11 protein-coding genes, 2 pseudogenes and 1 riboswitch are annotated in these 15035 nt (G+C 45.5%); of the genes and pseudogenes, 4 read left to right on the forward strand and 9 right to left on the reverse strand.

Annotated features, from left to right (window positions below):
* Positions 1-561 precede the first annotated feature (561 nt).
* Positions 562-762: pseudogene (locus NC996_RS25645) on the forward strand (high light inducible protein).
* 273 nt (positions 763-1035) lie between these two features.
* Here NC996_RS25645 and NC996_RS25650 read toward each other — a convergent pair.
* From NC996_RS25650 to ntrB, 5 genes and pseudogenes are all read right to left on the reverse strand, one after another.
* Positions 1036-2004: pseudogene (locus NC996_RS25650) on the reverse strand (IS4 family transposase).
* Positions 2005-2250: 246 nt separating this feature from the next.
* Entirely contained in the window at positions 2251-3003 is a 753-nt protein-coding gene (locus tag NC996_RS25655; protein WP_190687125.1) for a universal stress protein, read from the reverse strand.
* 135 nt (positions 3004-3138) lie between these two features.
* A complete protein-coding gene (locus NC996_RS25660) occupies positions 3139-3978 on the reverse strand; it encodes a nitrate ABC transporter ATP-binding protein (protein ID WP_190529343.1) in 840 nt (279 codons plus the stop codon).
* A 114-nt stretch (positions 3979-4092) separates the two neighbouring features.
* Complete coding sequence (locus NC996_RS25665; RefSeq protein WP_190687127.1) at positions 4093-5499, reverse strand: ABC transporter substrate-binding protein; 1407 nt, start codon at positions 5497-5499, stop codon at positions 4093-4095.
* A 219-nt stretch (positions 5500-5718) separates the two neighbouring features.
* Positions 5719-6573 (reverse strand): nitrate ABC transporter permease, encoded by an 855-nt coding sequence (ntrB, locus tag NC996_RS25670; RefSeq protein ID WP_190687130.1) that lies wholly within the window; start codon positions 6571-6573, stop codon positions 5719-5721.
* Positions 6574-6677: 104 nt separating this feature from the next.
* A riboswitch (cyclic di-AMP (ydaO/yuaA leader) is annotated at positions 6678-6899 on the reverse strand.
* 261 nt (positions 6900-7160) lie between these two features.
* Here ntrB and NC996_RS25675 point away from each other — a divergent pair.
* Positions 7161-7442, forward strand: a complete 282-nt coding sequence (locus NC996_RS25675; protein WP_190687133.1) for a DUF1830 domain-containing protein — start codon at positions 7161-7163, stop codon at positions 7440-7442.
* Positions 7443-7610: 168 nt separating this feature from the next.
* Positions 7611-8888, forward strand: coding sequence for an ATP-binding protein (locus NC996_RS25680; RefSeq protein ID WP_190534352.1), 1278 nt, complete (start codon positions 7611-7613; stop codon positions 8886-8888).
* 16 nt (positions 8889-8904) lie between these two features.
* Here the strand turns inward: NC996_RS25680 and NC996_RS25685 are convergent, their stop codons facing one another.
* Positions 8905-9207, reverse strand: a complete 303-nt coding sequence (locus NC996_RS25685) for a hypothetical protein (protein WP_190687136.1) — start codon at positions 9205-9207, stop codon at positions 8905-8907.
* Positions 9208-9558: 351 nt separating this feature from the next.
* Between NC996_RS25685 and NC996_RS25690 the strand changes: the two genes are divergently transcribed.
* Positions 9559-10821: a pentapeptide repeat-containing protein gene (locus NC996_RS25690; protein WP_190415142.1), complete on the forward strand. Its 1263-nt coding sequence runs from the start codon at positions 9559-9561 to the stop codon at positions 10819-10821.
* Between the two features lie 536 nt (positions 10822-11357).
* Here the strand turns inward: NC996_RS25690 and NC996_RS25695 are convergent.
* The 3 genes from NC996_RS25695 to NC996_RS25705 form a co-directional block, all read right to left on the reverse strand.
* Complete coding sequence (locus NC996_RS25695; protein ID WP_190687137.1) at positions 11358-13289, reverse strand: acetate--CoA ligase family protein; 1932 nt, start codon at positions 13287-13289, stop codon at positions 11358-11360.
* A 282-nt stretch (positions 13290-13571) separates the two neighbouring features.
* Positions 13572-13760, reverse strand: coding sequence for a CsbD family protein (locus NC996_RS25700; RefSeq protein ID WP_190415139.1), 189 nt, complete (start codon positions 13758-13760; stop codon positions 13572-13574).
* 149 nt (positions 13761-13909) lie between these two features.
* Positions 13910-14734: a cyanophycinase gene (locus NC996_RS25705; protein WP_190415138.1), complete on the reverse strand. Its 825-nt coding sequence runs from the start codon at positions 14732-14734 to the stop codon at positions 13910-13912.
* Positions 14735-15035 lie beyond the last annotated feature (301 nt).

A 15035-nucleotide genomic window follows, 5' to 3' on the forward strand; every position in this document is an offset into this window, starting at 1 on the left:
ATCGTTCAATGTCGTTAAGTTCCTCTTTGAGTTTGTGACTCACCACCAAACCTTTAACTTTCCAAAGCTTTTTACCTATGGCTGCTTCTCACAACTCATTTAGGATTGCTATATGATGGTTCTCGCGTTCGGTAGCAGCTTTTTGATTGCCATTCCCGTACCGATGTATGTCACTTCATCGAGAATTACTTGATGCAACCCAACAAATTATCTTACCTAAACCGTATTAGGCGAGGGATGGCAAATATTTTTGCGTATAAAAAATGTCATTCTGAGAACATCATGAAGCGTTAGCGAAAGCGTTGTTATACCAGAGCGTTAGCGCAGGTTCTCTGAGATACCTCTTTCCGCTGCGCTTCGTACCCTTTGGGAAGAGTGAACTTACAGCATGACACAAGATACTTGATTACCCTCTGTCAAGTGGCTTACTTTTTTTAAAAATCACTACATCACCAATTAGAAGTGTGTGAATTTTTGCGAATTTTGCGTTTATAGACAGAAAATGGTGTATTTGCCGGTAGCTACTATAAAAGGGCAATCAAAGATTAAGAAATGTAAACAATGTAAACTCACCCTACCGATTTACCTCCTGTTGCTAGTGCCTACAATGACAAAGATCGCAATAGTTTCCTGTTCGGATGGAACCCCCAAGCTGAACCGTGGAACGGACGCTTTGCAATGATCGGATTCCTTGCCTACCTCCTGTGGGAGCTGGCTGGTTATAGTGTGGTTCGTGATGTACTCCATCTGATTCAGTACTAATTTTTAGAATTTCTTTTTCAACATCCGATAGTCGGCTTGAGCGATGGTCGGCTTGGGACGATAAAAAGGCAAAATGCTAAAGAAAGGAGCAATTTTCTTGATGCATTTGCCTTTTTATTCTTGTTGTAGGTTGTAAAATTATCCGCTAGTGTTCTTCGCTTCCTTTGCATCTAAAGCGAAGAATAACGCATCCGCAGTGCTATGCGATCGCTAACGGAGTTTTTTAGGATAAACCCAGAAGTGTTGAATCCAGGAATAAAACTTCATACTTTATCAGACCAGTGTGTTCAGCAGTAAATCGTAGCTCCAGTGAACTATGGAACAGCGACGACTCAATTCTAATTGCAAATAGCGAAACTTATCTAATAATCGCTGCCCATAAAATACCGGAATTTCCATCAACTCTAGAATCAAATACGCAATCAATACCATATAGATTTGCATTGTCACACCGTTGACGTTTTTGCTAATCAAACGGTCGAGTTTGAGATGTATCTTCAAAAACTTCCACAGAATCTCGATTTGCCATCGATTGTGATAAATTTCACCAATCTCTTCATTCGTCAGTTGCTCCAAATTAGTGGCAAGCCGAAATTCACTCCGATTCTCCAAGTCACAAAACCAAACGACGCGATAGCGGTCATGGTCGAACTCGGTTTTCATGTTATTTTTGATCCGCACCACAAAGCGCGTTTGGGTTACACTTAATTCCAGAAGAAATTCCCAACTGGCAAAGCCTCGATCCATCACTCCAACGCCGTTTTCAGGAATCATACTATTCACCGTTTCGGCAAATCGAGCATCATGTCCCTGCCCAAAATGAATTAAACATTCGGTCGGATTACCCTGGGTTAAATTGATGCCATTGAGTAACTTAACTTGGTGATATTCCTGCTCCCAAAACAACTTACTCGTCAAGCTAATCACGGTAGAATCAATGGGAATGAGCATCTGGGCGGTAGCGGGATGTTGTTGCTTCAATCGCTCGCTCAATTCCATATAGATACGGCAAAAATTCTCTCCTTGCCGAGTTTTACAGGCTTTAGAAAAAGTTTAAATGTCAACTTCAATTCCGGCATGATTCAGACGATAAAATAGGTCTCCCATGCTCGTCAAACTTGCGTCAAGCACAAACGTCAGCCAGATTTCAAACAACAAGCGCGAGTTCAAAACCGGGTAGTCACTCGGCGACAGTCGCTTGAGTAGCGATTTGACAATCTTGGGAAACGACGATAGCATCAGATATTATTTTTCAATTCATAAGGGACAGAATACTGCTTTGTGCCCCATTTTTTTCTGTTTTAATGTTTCTTTCAACACTTCTGGGATAAACCCTCTTCACCAATCAAATATAACTGCAATAGAAACCTTTTAGGCGCTCGCTAATTGTGCTTTTTCAGGTACAGGTAAAAGGTAGAAACAAATCAAAATTATTTAAATCCCGATTGTTTTCTTCTAATTTCCTATGTAAAAATTTCCGCTCAACGATTAAACTGATTGGAAATCTGAGGAACAACTTGAAGTATCCGGTGAATTCAAGATGCTGGGAATACCCAACACCGCGCAAGGAAAATTAGAACCTAGTTTCTGAACAATTGGATGATTGGCAGAGGTACAGCCCAGCAACAATAAAGTCGCAGCTTCTGATTCAACAACTTTTCTGAGTTCTGTAGAAATGCAACCAAACCGTAGATGAGCTTTGAAAGAACCTCGCCATTCTTCAGCCAGACAACGGGCTTGCGATAGGATACGATCTGCTTGCTCAAAAGGATTCGTTTGATAGAAAATTGCCCTCAAATAGGAAGGATCTATCTCCGTCATTCGTGTGCGTGCTTCTAGTTCCACAGGGGTAGGTTGAGTTAAAACATGTGTGGCACACTTTCTTGTCGATGCTTCTAGAGACTCTAGGGGAAGCTGTTGGCTTAAAGGGCGTCTAGCATCACCCCCGTTACAGATATGTGGACAATGGCTGCTTTGATCTTCATCGACAACGTAAACGACTTGAACCGTGACTTGCGCCTTTGTAACTAACCGGGTTTGATGAGCAATCCATAGGGCAAGATCCAGAGCGGTTTGACTGCTAGGAGAGCGATTATAGCCCACGACTAAATTGATTGATTTAGCAGCGTTAGCGCGTTTGGAAGTGGGGGAAGCTGGCTCTGGTAGTAATACCATTTGTTCAACTACATCCTGACGACCCATTGCGCTTTCAAGACGGGCTAACATTGACTTAATATTCACAAACTCAAACCTCCTGAAGTAATTAGGCTAGCTTTGCAAGAACTTAAGTAAGGGTTTTAATGGGTTAGAAACGCAATAGAGCGTGTTTCCAGTTCAGTTGTTTTTTCTTTGATAAACAGTTGACCAATGGCTCGTCTACTCGTCTTGATTGAAATATTCATCGAGGAAGTTCAAAGCGTGGTTACGCAATTCAAAATACTCGCGGGAGTTGCGGAGGGCTTGGCGATCGCGTGGATGCTTAAAAGGCACGTCCAAAATTTCCCCAATTTTCGCGTGGGGGCCGTTGGTCATCAGTATAATTCGGTCAGACATATACAGCGCTTCATCTACATCATGGGTAATCATCATCACTGCTTGCCGCTGATGTTCCCAAATATGCAGTACCTGCTGCTGTAATTTGCCTCTCGTTAAGGCGTCGAGTGCCCCAAAAGGTTCATCCATTAACAACATTTTGGGGCGAATTGCGAGGGCACGAGCAATCCCCACCCGTTGTTTCATGCCGCCAGAAATTTCATCGGGATATTTGTCAGCAGCCGCTGTTAAATTCACCATTGCCAGGTGTTCGTTCACAATGCTAATTTTTTCAGCACGAGAGGCATTTTTTAGCACTTCATCGACCGCCAGACGGATATTTTCTTTCACCGTCAACCAAGGCAGCAGTGAATAGTGCTGGAACACCATCATGCGCTCGGCACCAGGTTTACGAATTTCTTTACCTTCTAATTGCACTGAGCCGGAAGTCGGTTTTTCTAACCCGGCAACCATTTTGAGAAGCGTTGATTTGCCGCAGCCAGAGTGACCAATCACGCAAATAAATTCATCTTCACTCACACTAAGATTAATGCCATCCAGAACAACAAATTCACCTCCATCTGCTGTGGGATAAGACTTGCAAAGATTTTCTATTTCCAGAAATCCAGTGCGGTTGACACTTTGATTATTGGCATCCGTTGAGAATGAGGTGGATTTAGTCATATCATGCTCCTTCTGGGGACGAACTCTTGAGAATTTTAAGGGTATGAACGAGGCTGGCTTTTGCCAAAAAGTAAAACTCAGCCGAGCCGTTTGAACAGTAACAAGTGCAACTAATTAAGATAAGAAGAAACGAGCGGGACGGTTTGCCCGAATCTCAAACCCATTGATATATCCAACTGGATCGCTGGGGTCAAAACCTTTCTTATCAATGAATACTTGCGGTGGTTCAACTTTGTAATCTTCCTGGGGACACTCAATGCCCATTTCCGCGGCAATTTCTCGATAAAGATCGGTTCTCCAGGCTTGTTTGGCAAGTGCTTCTGCATTCTTAGGAAATTCTTTGATTTGTCCCCAACGAGCCGCTTGAGTCATTAACCAGAGACTTTCAGATTGCCAGAGAAAGGTTGAATGTTCTCCTGGAAGTTTGGGGATGTTGTCAGGGATATCGAAGAAAATTGTAGTGTCTTCGGCTTTCGCAATCCGAGCTTTATCATCAAAACCGCCATAATTGTAGTCGCCAATAATTGCGGGACGAGTAAATTTGGGTTTGGCACCCGTAAAGGAACGCGCGGAAATGAGTGTTGCCACTTCTTCGCGGTTTTCAACCTTGCTGCAATACTGGCAAGCTTCAATCATCGCTTTGACGAGGGAACGATAAGTTTTGGGATTTTTTTGGATGAAAGATTCCATCACACCCAGTAGCCGATCTGGGTGTCCCAACCAAATTTCTTTGCCTTGAGCGAAGGTAAAACCAACGCCTTCATTTCCGGTAATTGCGCGGGTATTCCAAGGTTCTGCCACCATGTAGGCTTGCATCGCCCCTATCCGCACGTTCGTCACCATTTGCGGTGGGGGAACGATGATGACGCGAAACTCTTTGAGGGGATCGACTCCGGCGGCGGCGGATAAGTAGCGGACGAAGTATTCGTAAATGGCAGAACTGAGTACAACTGCCCAAACTCGTTGTTCTCGCGGCTGCTTGTCAAAGTAGCTGCGGAAGTCCTTTCCAAAGGCTTCTAAATCGCCGTTATACTCCCGCCAGGGACGCAAACCTGCTTCCCACATTTTCCGGTTCATCGTCATGGCGTTGCCGTGTCGGTGAATGGTCATGGCGGCGCAGAGAGGGGCGTGGCGTGCGCCTTCAGCACCGATTCTGGCGTTGGTGACGGCACCGGAGACTACGGGGGCGGCATCAGTGCGACCAAAAATTACGCCGTCACGAGAGGTTGCCCAGCTAGCTTCCCGGTTAAGTTGGACGTTGAGACCGTACTTGCGGAAAAATCCTTTTTTCCAAGCGATCGCAAACGGCGCACAATCATTCACCGGCACGTAGCCAACAATCAGATCGGGTTTTTCTAACGAGCCTGGCTCTACGACTTGTTTGATGGATGCGGATTCTTCAGTGAGTCCTTTCGCTGAGCGATCGCCGCTAATCGCACAAGATGATAGTGCCATTCCTGCTGCTGTGGCACCCATACCCTCCAGAAATTTTCGTCGCGTCCAGTTTGTGGTGTCACTCATAATTCGTCCTTGCGATCCATTTCCACTCAGCTCAAGCCACTAGGTTTGAGCGATTACTGCTCATGAGTTCTCTGAAAAAATTGACGCCGTAGGTACTACGTCTCGCAACCCACTCGTTTGAGCGGTCAGCGTTACCACGACGCCCGTGAGTCTCGCTCACACTAGCGATTTCTGTTAGAGCAGAATCATCCCTACTCAACAGAGGTTTACAGAAAATTATTAGACAGAGGTTGCCCTAGGGCGACGGTGAGTAACCAAAGCTTCAACTTTGCTTAAGGCATAGTCCAGCAGTAGTCCTGTCAATCCAATCACTACCACTGCCAAAAATACTGAGCTTAGGTTTAAGCGACTCCATTCATCCCACACAAAGAACCCAATCCCGATGCCGCCTGTGAGCATTTCTACAGCGACAATGACCAGCCATGCAATCCCCAAACTAATCCGTAAACCAGTGAAGACATAAGGCAAACTCGCAGGCCAAATAATCTTGGTAATTCGTCGCCAGCGGGGCATTTCTAGAACCCTTGCCACATCGAGGTAATCTTTGGAAACGCTAGAAACACCGAGAGCAGTGTTAATAATGGTGGGCCACAAAGAAGTAATGAAGATAACAAAAATTGCTGACGGATCTGCTAGGTTAAAAATTGCTAAAGCAATGGGCAACCAAGCTAGGGGCGATACTGGCTTGAAAATCTGAATTATGGGATTGAGTGCCATCATTGCTTGCTTGGACATCCCAATCAAAAATCCAATGGGAATGGCAACAACTGCACCTAACAAAAATCCCAGCAATACTCGTCGAAGGCTTGCCAGTAGTAACCAACCAATCCCTAGATCGCCAGGACCCCGTCGGTAAAAGGGGTTCATAATGTAGTCTAAATTCTTGACGAACGCCTCTGGTGGGGTGGGTATTAATTCATGCTTGAAAAGCGCAACAATCCACCACAGAACGATAATTCCTAAAAAACCAAGGGCGGGGAGGACGACGACATCCCGAATCAGAACGGGTTTTGCCCGTTTCCAGGCTACCTGTCCAGCAACTGCAATCGCAGACAAATTCAGCTGCAATATCATTATGAAGCTCCTCAGAGTCACTCTTCAGGTACAAAAAGTAGAGCAGTACCAGCCGGGACACTGACAAGTTCAGAACATTTCAAAAAATGAAAAATGCTGACTCTTCAGTCTCCTCTCAATGCCTACGAAGTTAGCTGACGGGCTAGAGCTGAGAGATGCTCTTCTCTAAGGGATAAGGGATGAAGGATGAATAAACAGTTTTTTATTCCGCCTTACACCTTTTGCCTTACTCCTGGCAGAGATACGCCCCATTAATTGGTTCCTCCGTTCCAGCGCTTATACAGAGCGATCGCTTGCTAAGACGCTGAATTAGGCTGACTTACTCGGATTAACCGATAAGCTTAGCACGCCTTTTTAAGACAGTCCACCTTTCCGAAGACATAGCTTTCTAGAGATCGAGATCGCTTCTCCATCAAATTCACAATAGTTTACGAACTTTTTGAGGCATTCTAGTGATGTTTGTATTCTCTACTACATCTTGCCTTCCTTCAACCCCATCTTTAGGTAGAAGCCGCTTGAAGCAGTCGAAGTTTATATTATCTATCTTGTTAATCAGCCAATTTTATCGTTCGTTCAAGGCACCCAATATGATGTCAGTATTCTCCTCTTTGGTTTCTGAACCTTCCGAACAAATACTTTGTTTTTATACAAATTGCACAAATAAGATTCAAATTGTTAGAGTTGATAATACTCAAGACTTAAACTTTGAACGGATTGTTTTCCCTGGTCAACGTTTATTGTTTAAAGCCTTACCAGACTCCCAACTAGAAATACATACTAACCCAACAAGAATTTTTACTGAAAACTTAGCTTTAATAGAAGTAATTTCCTGCGCTAATCTCCGCGTACATGAAGAAATGAGCGCCTGAAAATGAAGTTTTTAAACCTTAGGGTGGCTTTTGATTAAAAACATTTTAAGAGCTTATAGGCGAAGCACTTGGGCGCGAAAACAAGAAGGACAAACAAATTAGCTACTCCCCAAGCTAATCTTAGTCTATGGAGAGCATTTGTAAACGAGTCAATAGCGCCAAAAAATGATGGATTTTAGTCAATTACTGATCGATAAATCTGCCACGATTGTAGAGAAATGGATTGAAGCTGTCCGTGCTGATAGTCGAATTGAGACCGCAGCAGAATTATCTTACAAGGGTTTGCGCGACAGCCTCCCCCGTGTCCTCAAGGCATTAGCGACTGTACTTTCTAAGTTTCAAGACAGTGATGTTCAGTCGTTAGTAGATGCAAGTTTAGAACATGGTATACTTCGGGCTGAACAAGGTTACGATCCAGTAGAAATTGTCCGTGAATACCGAATTTTACGGGAGACAATCGTTTCCACCTTAGAGGGAGAGTTGCTAGACTCATCACCGATTGAGATAATCCGAGTCATTCGTCTGATTGATACAGTAGTGGATGAAGCGATCGCTCAATGTTTTAAAAGCTACATGGATGAGCGATTGCACGAACTCCAACAGCTGCAAAGTCAGTTAAAATTGACCAATCAAGAATTAACTCGTTTGCTTCGGGCGAATAAAGATAACCTTTCTCATCTAGCCCACGAATTGAAAACTCCCCTTACTTCCATTATTGGCTACTCAGATTTATTTTTGCGCCAACAACAACGGAAGCAGGAGGAGAGTGATAACCTTCCGAATCTAGAACACATTGAGAAAGTGCTACGAAATGGACGACAGCTACTTCGATTAATCAACGATGCGTTGGAAATCTCTCGCTATGAAGCGGGGAAAATGAAATTGCAGCCATCTGTAACAGATGTACGCTCTTTAATTCAGAATATCCTGGAAATGGTAGAACCTTTGGCGGATTCCAAGGAGCTACAGATAATCGTTGATTACGATTCAGCTAGCGCCGATAGCTGTGCTGCTCTTCGAGAAGGACTACACCCCACATGCGCCCCCGATCGGGTGCTGACAGATCCGCTGAGACTACAGCAAATTATTACTAATCTCTTTAGTAACGCGATTCGTTACACCGACTCTGGAACGATTAAATTAAGGTGCCAAACGCTATCAGATAAAGAGTGGGCGATCGCTATCAGCGATACGGGAATCGGCGTTCCTCCAGAAGACCAAGCTCGTATATTTGAACCCTACTTTCGCTCTATTCCCCAAGAAAAGTCTTTCCTTCCGGAAAGTACAGGTTTAGGATTAGCGATTGTCTCGCGGTTGGTAAAATTATTACAAGGAAGAATAGAGCTAGTTTCACAAGTAGGCATTGGCTCCACCTTCACTGTCATTTTACCGTTAGCAGTGAATACTTCTGAGGAAATCGTGACGCCTTCAACAACCCAGGTATAGCACTTTCAACTAATTTTTAAAGATGAAACCCCAGACTCCTTAGAACAGTCTGGGATTTGAACTCTAAACTCGGATCAAATAGCGATGAAGCCTGTTTTTGGGAAACAACTGCTAGTTTAGGGTCAAGCAGACGACCTGCAAGACTTTCCAAAATTTTTGAGTAAGTGCCCGTGCGGGAGCGTAGGTGCAGCCTTGGAGAGTCAATAGAGCGAAACACTGGCTGCTGTTGGGGGTGCATCCACTTCAACCCAAGCCAGACGCAAAGATTGGTCAGCCAGCCAGAACTAACCACCTGAAACTCTCGAAGGGGTGGAGTCACGATTGATCGCTAGGTGAATGGAAAGAGGAGGGATTTGACAAGCAGAAAACTGAGTGTTGCGATCGCTCGTAAACTTTACCATGCGATCTCTTTGCTAGCGTATGCCGCGATCGCTCGGTGGCTGCTCATCTATCTTCGATCGGCAGGCGAGTGAAAAGTTGTACTTCGCGTATGATTAGTAATCAGCTGCTTAGCACTGGGAATAATAACTTAAGAGTTGAAAGCGGTTATTTTTAAAGTGCTGAAAAAACAATTAAAAACATTTCCAGAAAATCCGAGCGGGGAAAAACCTATTCGAGCTGACTTGAATAGCCAATACCTAAGGGGGCACAAACCCAGGGGGCATACGCCGTGATTGTAGACTTGAAAGAAACTGAACTCAGGGGAGCTTTTCTTAAAGGGAAGGAGCTGAGGGGAGCAGACCTAAGAAGGGTAAACCTCAGCGAGGCGAACCTCAGTTATGCAGATCTCATAGAAGCAGACCTAACAGAGGCAAACCTGAATGGGTCAAATCTAAGTGGAGCCTGTCTCAATTTAGCAAATCTGAGCGAGGCAGACTTGACGAAAGCAGACCTGAGTGGAACCACCCTGATTGGAGCAGATTTAACAGCAGCCAACTTGAGCGGAGCCAACTTGAAAAAGGCGAATCTGGTTGGAACTAATCTGGAAAATGCTAACTTGGCTGGAGCGAACCTGGTAGGAGTGGACTTGAGCGCAGCCGAGCTAAAGGGGGCTATCCTACAAAAGGCTGTCTACAATCAAGAGACTCGATTCCCTCCAGACTTTAACCTTCAGGAAGCGGGGGCTTACTTGATTGCCTCTGGCACTTTACTCATCGGCGTCAACCTGAGTGAAGTCGATCTCAGTGGAGTTTATTTAAAGTCAGCCGACCTGAAAGCAGCAAATTTGATGAGAGCAAATCTGGTCGGCGCAAATTTGGAGAACGTTAACTTGGCGGGTGCCAATCTGGTTGGAACCGATTTGAGTAAAGCCAAGCTGAGGGGAACCATTCTAGAAAAAGCTGTCTACACGCAAGAGACTCAATTTCCCTACGAGTTTGACCCCAGTGAAGCTGGAGCTTACTTGATTGCTGCGGGTGTATGCCTGCCTGGGGTTAATTTGAGCGGAGTCAATCTGAGCGGAGCCGACTTAAGGGCGACCAATCTGCGAGGGGCAAAGTTACGAGGAGCAAACTTGAGAGGGGTAGACTTAAGCAAAGCTAACTTGAGGAAAGCTGACCTGGATGATGCCAACTTGAGCGGAGCCGACTTACGAGGGGCGGACTTTACGGGAGCCATTTTGAGGCTGGTGAACTTCAGCGAGGCGGATCTAAGAGGAGTAGACTTAACGCGAGCCGACTTGAAGGGAGCCAATCTAAGTAGAGCCGACTTGAGAGGAGTAGACTTGACGGGAGCTAGCTTGAAGCAGGTGAACTTAAGTGAAGCCGACTTGAGGGGGGTAGACTTAACGCGAACGGATTTAAGGGGCGCCAACCTAAGTGGGGCAGACTTGACGGATGTGGATTTGAGTCGGGCGATGCTCAAGGGTGCCGACCTGACAGAAGCCAACGTTCCGCAAGAAAATTTCTTTAACTTAGAAATAGAGGCGCGATGAAGCTTAAAGCGATGTGCGATGGATGTGCGATGAATAGAGGGGCGAATAAATAATCGGAGTATTCACCCGGAGACGATATCCATTATTTTTTCTTGCGAGTCCAAAGATCCGTGAACATCATGGTCAACCCGCCTATAAAAATTGCGATCGCCATCCCGCCTGCCGTAACATTCATCCAATCAATATTTTCCATCTGATTATTCAGCCGTTTTTTTGAGCAACGGTACTAGATTAGCAACTTTGGCATCCAGACAAACATTCCCGCCCAGAAAAGCGCGAACTAAGCGAACATTAAAGGTTCTGTAACCTGCTCTTGGCAAGTTTCGCTTGCGTGCTTGCTGGTGCGCTTTCAACCGTCCGGTGCAAGATGCGAACTCAAGGGACTTATTTTGCTCGAAGCAGTCTTAGACCTAGCCAGAATCGCCCCTTAGAAAGCGACAGGCAAGGGGAACTATCTTCAAACCCCTCTCCGATACGGAGAGAGGTTTGGCTACAGATCTGCCCGCTTGTGTCTTCCAGAGACTTGTACAAAAGGTTTAGTGTCTCACTTCAAACTCAGGTGAGATTTTCGGAATTTCTTTGAGATAAACCCGCGAAAAAGGTTCGGCTGAGCCAAGCTGGTACTGTTCAAGCAAGCCATGAGAGCGGATGGAGATAGTGTCTCCTTCCTTAATCACGACAGTAGAGTCGTGGAGAATGTCTCTCGCCAGCATCATCTCGGTTTCCGTAGGATTATCCAAGATTACAAGATTGCTCCCGTAGTAGAACATCCCATCTGCCTCTAGTACGTCTTCTGTGTACTCGACAATCAGCAGATCGAGCTGGGGATTCCGGAGCAGGTTTTGAACGTTACTGTTGTAATCTTTGTTCAAGTTTTTCTGGGAACGATTGACGAAAACTCCATCCCGACAAACTGCGCCAATTGTCCAGTCGGGGTGTTGCATCAGGATATCGTCAATGACTTCTTGAAGTTCTTGAACTGAGATCCGGTTGAAGGTGATGAAAGGTATTCTGGCTTTTTCGGCGGAGTCAAAGAAGGTTTCCAGAATATGGGAAGGCACATCGACGCTGTCACCAACGGCGGGTCTAAGATGCATATAGATGCCGGGGGCGGCGTTGATTTCGATGATGCCAAACTCACCATCCTTCCAAGATTTATCCAAATCTTGGGCGATGACATCAATACCGAGGCAAGTCAGGCGGAAATGCTGGGCGATATCTTGCGCCAGGATAATGTTGTCCGGATGAACAGTGCTAGTCTTATCGATGCTCAAGCCGCCAGCCGATAGGTTGGCAACTTTGCGAAGATAGACGGTGCGATCGCTTTCAATCACGCTATCCAGACCTAATCCCTGTTCTTCTAAGTACATTTCCATCGCTTCATCGCACTGGATCTTGCCCATTGGCGACGTTGGTGTATCTATCCTGTCTGGCTTCCGATTTTCCTGCTCGATCAATTCCGCAATCGTAGAGTGTCCATCACCCACGACTGATGCGGCGCGGCGTTCCGTCGCGGCGACGAATCTACCATTGACGCAAAGCATCCGAAAATCTGACCCTTTGTAGCTTTTTTCGACGATGATCCGGACTGGCTGCTCTTTAGGAATCGCATTGACTGCCCTGCTAAAGGCATATTTCAGTTCTTCTGAATCTTGCACATCAGCCGTTACCCCAATTCCTTTGTGGCCCACTACCGGCTTCACAGCGACGGGATAGCCAATCTCTCTAGCGGCTGCGCGAGCGTCTTCCAGTGAAGCGACGATGTCACCTTTGGGAACGGGGAATCCCAAGGTACCTAAGAAAGCTTTGCAGTCATCTTTGCGAGTGGTAAAGTCCGAATCCAGATGGCTATCGCAGTCAAAAGTCGTTGCTATCCCGCGAATCTGCTTTCTTCCATAGCCATATTGAACCAGTCCTTCGTCCCACAGATAAAAAACGGGAATTCCTTTTTCATAAGCTGTACGCCACAGTGCATAGACTGTCGGCCCGCCGTAGACGGAGTAGCGGAACTGATCCTGCATTGCCTTGAACTGATCGTCAATCCGAAAATCTTTGCCTTGAGCGATCGCTTCAAACCAATCCCAAACACTGTAAACGACTGCCCGACTAGTGCGTGCATGAAGTGATTCTACGGCAATCTTCGTGCAAGCGGGAAGTTGCTTGATACTCCAGTGCTTGAGGTGCAGCCCCATGTCCAGTTTTCCCACTTCTGACACGGTTCGAGCGAACAGTTGGGCATGAGATTCGTAGGTTTCATCACGCAGGTGGGGGTAGCGATCGCCAATAATCGATACATAATCGCTAATTGCCGGAGGTTGCGCGGACTCAGTTAGGGCGAAATCGAATATTAGCGCCCCCGTCTGCAAATACGGGTTTGGCCCCATGTAATGCTTGAAGTTAAAGATATCGAATGCATCCGTTTTTCTCGCATTGACACGGACTGCATCGGTCATTATCTCTCTGCTCATTGAGTATCTCCCGTTTTTAAACACCCTTTTTATTAACTTGGCGACTCGCTTACTTGAGCCTAATTCGATTGCATAACCTTTTCAGCTATCAAAGGGCAGAGTCAAGTCAATTCTTTTTTATTGGATTTAATGGTGAATGGTTCGTTGCCTTTCTACCATTTGCGATCGCCATTACCCAAATCGCTTAAATTTCTTTAATAAAACACTTTAAAAACCCATTTTCTTTAAGAAAATGGGTTTTCAGATTTGTGGAGTTCCCCCCTTGAAAATTTGATACAAAACCTAAGCTCGATCTACAATTTCTTTTGCTTTATCTTTGAGGTCTTCTTTTAGATGCATAGCAGCAGCTTCATCCTGCTTCATCTGACCTTCTGCTTGGTCTTTTTGGTCGCCGGTTACATGACCAAGCCCCTCTTGCACCTTGCCTTCTATGTTTTTAGCAACCGCTCTGGCTCTATCTTCTACGCTCATTTTTAGCTCCTTTACAAGGATATGTAATTTATTATACTACTCCCAGTATAAGAAGCTTAAGGGTGAAAAAGACATCCCTCGGCAGTTAGATTTTAAAGGCACAGGTAGCATTTAAAAAGTAGGATGGAAAGTGCCCACCCTACTTTCAATTAATCAAGAATTGGCTTGCGAGTTTTCAGATCAAATTTGTATCCGTGTGGAAGGATATGAAGCTTGGCTCCGCAAACTGCCAAAGGCTCATCCTTCAAAATGTCACCGATGTTGCTATGGGTAAGCTCTGACTCATCGACAATCGTGACAGCTCCTTCCCCGATTACTTCAAACTTGTTATCGCTGACTGCGATCGCTGTATTCTCGTCAATCCCAAATCCTAAGACAGCAGGCTGCTGTGCCAAGGCAGAAATTAACCGTCCCAGACGCCCACGCTGTAAGAAATGTTGATCGATGACCACTCCTGGCAAGAAGCCCATACCGGGACCCATCTCTACCACTTCAACCCGTGGATTTGTCTCAGAGTCGCCTTCAACGATCATGACATCTGGCATCATGGCAGCTCCCGCACTGGTGCCTCCCACCACGATTCCTTCAGCGTACCGTCTGTGAATCGCCTCATCGATCTGGGTACCCTTCAGAATGCTGGTGATGCGAGCCTGATCTCCGCCGGTAAAAAATACACCAGTGGCTTTCTCAATTGCCTCCAAGTAAGTGGCTGAAGTTGCATCTTCCCGCTCAACAGTATCAACGATACGAACGTCTTCGGCTCCCAGCCGCTCAAACACTCTGATATAGTTCTCTCCCACTTCTCTGGGCAGCTCTGTCGCCACGGTCATGACGACAATTCGAGCTTTAGTACCCCCGGCGCGGCGAACAAACTCTCGGAGGATTGTGCAGTCTCCCTCCTTGTCTTCTGCACCCCCGATGATCACCAACTGCCCGCTAGGTTTATTCGCTGGTACGTTTTCTTGAGCTTCCATTGATTTTATGTCCAGGTATTAATGGTTGTTTTGTGCATAAAAATACCCAGGAGATATAGAAGACTCCCAGGAAATTTTTTATGTCTCAGATTGGCTGTCCTGAATAACTAAAATAACTGCATACCGTTTGCCGCAGCTTCTTTCTAGGGATATAACTTGCAGCAAATCTGTAATTTAAAATACATAAGTCTATTTTGAAGTTTTTGATCGCTGAGCATAAATTAAGCTTGTAAGGCTGCAAAACTATATAGCTTACAATTCATTAAATCTTGCGGCTGTTATCCAGATCCTATAGCAGCAA

The sequence above is a fragment of the Trichocoleus sp. ST-U2 genome (assembly GCF_039961875.1).
In the GTDB taxonomy this organism is placed as follows: domain Bacteria; phylum Cyanobacteriota; class Cyanobacteriia; order Cyanobacteriales; family FACHB-T130; genus FACHB-T130.

Bases quoted from the DNA above. Each gene is read 5' to 3' on its own strand.
- NC996_RS25660 (WP_190529343.1), bottom strand. From the start codon at position 3,978: ATGACTAAATCCACCTCATTCTCAACGGATGCCAATAATCAAAGTGTC.
- NC996_RS25665 (WP_190687127.1), bottom strand. From the start codon at position 5,499: ATGAGTGACACCACAAACTGGACGCGACGAAAATTTCTGGAGGGTATG.
- ntrB (WP_190687130.1), bottom strand. From the start codon at position 6,573: ATGATATTGCAGCTGAATTTGTCTGCGATTGCAGTTGCTGGACAGGTA.
- NC996_RS25675 (WP_190687133.1), top strand. From the start codon at position 7,161: ATGATGTCAGTATTCTCCTCTTTGGTTTCTGAACCTTCCGAACAAATA.
- NC996_RS25680 (WP_190534352.1), top strand. From the start codon at position 7,611: ATGGATTTTAGTCAATTACTGATCGATAAATCTGCCACGATTGTAGAG.
- NC996_RS25695 (WP_190687137.1), bottom strand. From the start codon at position 13,289: ATGAGCAGAGAGATAATGACCGATGCAGTCCGTGTCAATGCGAGAAAA.
- NC996_RS25700 (WP_190415139.1), bottom strand. From the start codon at position 13,760: ATGAGCGTAGAAGATAGAGCCAGAGCGGTTGCTAAAAACATAGAAGGC.
- NC996_RS25705 (WP_190415138.1), bottom strand. From the start codon at position 14,734: ATGGAAGCTCAAGAAAACGTACCAGCGAATAAACCTAGCGGGCAGTTG.